Here is a 3,655-nt window from a genome sequence, read left to right on the forward strand (position 1 = left end):
GACCGGTTCTGAGCGAACACGGCGCCGCCCTGGTAACCACACGGTTCCCGGGGCGGCGTCGCTGTACGGTCAGCTCTTCTTGAAGGCGTCCACCAGCTTCTTGGTGAGGTCGGCGAAGCGCTTGCGCGCCGCCAGCTGGTCGGGGTCGAGGCCGTCGGTGGAATCGGGGGAGTAGACGACCAGGTGCGCCTCGCCCTCGGCGTCCTCCGGCATCAGGTCGATGATCTGGGTGCCCTTGCCCTCGCCGGCGGGGATGCCGAAGTCGACCTCCTCGAGCGCCTCGATCTCCGCGCGCGCGGCCGAGAGCACGTCGGCGGGGACGGTGCCCGACACCTGCTTGGCCGCGGTCTCGGGCTTGCGGTCCTTGCTCACCGCGTCCGGGGAATGCACCGCCTTGCCGTCGGGGAACACCTGCAGGACCGGTCGGAGATCGGTGCGCTGGGACCAGCCGTCGGGGATCGTGGTGACGCTGATCAGGGGTAGCGGCGCCGGATCGGCATGGGCGACGGCGCTCACGCCGGGCAGGGCGAGAGCGCAGACGAGCAATCCGGTCATGGTCAGGCGCATGGGTTCCCCTCGATCGAAAGTCGGTGCGACGGCGTCGCGTTCGGGGGTCAGCGTAGCCCGGGCGGGTTGTTCAGGTCACCTGCGGAATAGGTGTCGCACGCCTTCACCGACCCGGTCTTGTAGCCGGCGAGGAACCACTTCTGGCGCTGCTCGGACGAACCGTGGGTCCACGACTCGGGATTCACGCTGCGCCCGGCCGCGCGCTGGATGCGGTCGTCGCCGACCGCGTTGGCGGCCGAGAGCGCGTCGCGGATGTCGGTGTCGGACAGCGGCTTCAGGAACGGCTGGCTGCCGCCGGGCGCGTTCTGCTTGTCGGCGTAGTACGCCCAGATCCCGGCATAGCAGTCGGCCTGCAGTTCGGTGCGCACCGCGCCGGATTCGGCGCCCTTGGGGTCACGCTGGGCGCGGCCGATGTCGCCGAGCTGGTTCTGGATGTGGTGACCGACCTCGTGCGCCACCACGTATTCCTGTGCCAGCGGTCCCGCGCTCGCGCCGAAGCGGTCGGTGAGTTCCTGGAAGAAGCTGGTGTCGAAGTAGGCGGTCTGGTCGGCGGGGCAGTAGAACGGGCCGACATCGCTGGTGGCGTTGCCGCAGCCGGTCGCGACCGCGCCGGAGAACAGCACCAGCTTCGGTTCGACATAGCGCTTGCCCGTCTGCTTCGGCAGCTCCTGCGACCACACCGCGTCCAGGCTCTGCGCGGTGAGCACCACCCGGCAGTCGACGTACTTGTTCGCGTCGGCGCCGGTCTTGCAGTGCGCCGGCGTGCCCGCGGTACCCGGCTGCCCCGCCTGCTGCTCGTTCTGCGCGCCGGTGAAGCTGCCGAGGACCGAGCCCGGATCGCCGCCGAGGAGCAGGGTGAGCACGACCAGGATCAAGCCGCCCGCGCCGCCGCCCAGCGCGAGCTTGCCGCCCATCCCCGGGCCGCCGCCGGAGGAGGCCCGGCCTGGATCGATCTGCATACCTTCGTTGAAGGTCATCGCCGTACTCGCCTTCGCTAGGTTGACCAGCTGTCCTGCAGCATGATTCACCGCCCCGGACGCGACTGACGGCGGGCATGCGTCACAAGCTTGACACGGCCACCGCGATATCGGTTTCCACTCGGGGATCGTGTCTCACTACGATGGCAGTGCACCTGGTCGTCTCCGCCGGTGCGACAAGTCGTCGAAAGGAATACCGTGCTGCGCACCCACTTGGCTGGTTCGCTGCGAAGCGAGCACGCCGGTCAGACCGTCACCCTCACCGGCTGGGTGGCCCGGCGTCGTGACCACGGTGGCGTGACCTTCATCGATCTGCGCGACGCGTCCGGCGTCGCGCAGGTGGTCTTCCGTGAGGGCGAGGCGGCCGAACAGGCCCACAAGCTCCGCGCGGAATTCTGTGTGCAGGTCACCGGTGTGGTGGAGCAGCGTCCCGACGGCAACGAGAACCCGGAGCTGCCGACCGGTCAGATCGAGGTGAACGCCTCGGAGCTGATCGTGCTCAACGAGAGCGCTCCGCTGCCGTTCCAGCTCGACGAGACCCCCGGCGACGAGGCCCGCCTCAAGTACCGCTACCTCGACCTGCGCCGCGAGGGCCCCGGCCACGCGATCCGGCTGCGGTCCAAGGTCAACGCCGCCGCTCGCGAGGTGCTGGGCCGCCACGAGTTCATCGAGGTCGAGACCCCGACGCTGACGCGCTCGACCCCCGAGGGCGCCCGCGACTTCCTGGTCCCCGCCCGCCTGCAGCCGGGCAGCTTCTACGCCCTGCCGCAGAGCCCGCAGCTGTTCAAGCAGCTGCTGATGGTCGGCGGCATCGAGCGCTACTACCAGATCGCGCGCTGCTACCGCGACGAGGACTTCCGCGCCGACCGGCAGCCGGAGTTCACCCAGCTCGACATCGAGATGAGCTTCGTGCGCCAGGACGACGTGATCCTGCTGGCCGAGGACATCCTGGTCGCGCTGTGGAAGCTGGTCGGCCACGACATCACCACGCCGATCCCGCACATGACCTACGCCGAGGCCATGCGCCGCTTCGGTTCGGACAAGCCCGACCTGCGCTTCGGCATCGAGATCACCGAGTGCGCCGACTACTTCAAGGACACCCCGTTCCGGGTGTTCCAGTCCGAGTACGTGGGCGCGGTCGTCATGCCGGGTGGCGCGAGCCAGCCGCGGCGCCAGCTCGACGCCTGGCAGGACTGGGCCAAGCAGCGCGGCGCCAAGGGGCTCGCCTACATCCTGATCAACGAGGACGGCACCCTGGGCGGCCCGGTCGCCAAGAACCTGTCCGACGCCGAGCGGGAGGGCCTGGCCAAGCACGTCGGCGCGGTACCGGGCGACTGCGTGTTCTTCGCCGCGGGCGCGACCAAGTCCAGCCGCGCGCTGCTCGGCGCCGCGCGCGGCGAGATCGCCCGCAAGTGCGACCTCATCGACCCGAACGCCTGGGCCTTCGTCTGGATCGTCGACGCCCCGATGTTCGAGCCCACCGCCGACGCCACCGCCAGCGGCGACGTGGCCCTGGGCTACTCGGCCTGGACCGCGGTGCACCACGCGTTCACCTCGCCCAAGCCGGAGTCGATCGACACCTTCGACACCGACCCGGGTTCGGCGCTGGCCTACGCCTACGACATCGTCTGCAACGGCAACGAGATCGGCGGCGGTTCCATCCGTATCCACCGCCGTGACGTGCAGGAACGCGTGTTCAAGGTGATGGGCATCGACCACGACGAGGCCCAGGAGAAGTTCGGCTTCCTGCTCGACGCCTTCTCCTACGGCGCCCCGCCCATGGGCGGCATCGCCTTCGGCTGGGACCGCATCACCGCGCTGCTGGCCGGCGAGGACTCGATCCGCGAGGTGATCGCCTTCCCGAAGACGGGCGGCGGCGTCGACCCGCTCACCGAGGCGCCCGCGCCGATCACCGCGCAGCAGCGCAAGGAAGCTGGCATCGACGCCAAGCCCGAAGCCAAGGGCGAGACCAAGCCCGCGGCCGACGCGGCGAAAGCCGTTGCCGCGGAGAAATAGCGCGTACACAGGGGACCCGGTACCTTCTGGTCTGTTCACGCGCCGCCCCGCGGTGCCGACCGGAAGGGCCACCCTGTGCTCCACCTGCGTGTGAT

Annotated in this window: 3 protein-coding genes; 1 reads left to right on the top strand and 2 read right to left on the bottom strand. The window is 69.8% G+C overall.

From position 1 onward, the window contains the following. Positions 1 to 69: 69 nt before the first annotated feature. Both QH270_RS00285 and ypfJ read right to left on the bottom strand, forming a co-directional pair. Positions 70 to 567, bottom strand: a complete 498-nt coding sequence (locus QH270_RS00285) for a hypothetical protein (RefSeq protein ID WP_280338331.1) — start codon at positions 565 to 567, stop codon at positions 70 to 72. Between the two features lie 47 nt (positions 568 to 614). Further along, the gene (ypfJ, locus tag QH270_RS00290) at positions 615 to 1,544 is read right to left on the bottom strand and encodes a KPN_02809 family neutral zinc metallopeptidase (protein WP_280338332.1); all 930 of its coding nucleotides are present in this window, start codon (positions 1,542 to 1,544) and stop codon (positions 615 to 617) included. A 198-nt stretch (positions 1,545 to 1,742) separates the two neighbouring features. Here ypfJ and aspS point away from each other — a divergent pair, with 198 nt between their 5' ends. Then, complete coding sequence (gene aspS, locus QH270_RS00295; protein ID WP_280338333.1) at positions 1,743 to 3,560, top strand: aspartate--tRNA ligase; 1,818 nt, start codon at positions 1,743 to 1,745, stop codon at positions 3,558 to 3,560. Positions 3,561 to 3,655 lie beyond the last annotated feature (95 nt).

The organism is Nocardia neocaledoniensis (assembly GCF_029868625.1).
Lineage (GTDB): Bacteria > Actinomycetota > Actinomycetes > Mycobacteriales > Mycobacteriaceae > Nocardia > Nocardia neocaledoniensis_A.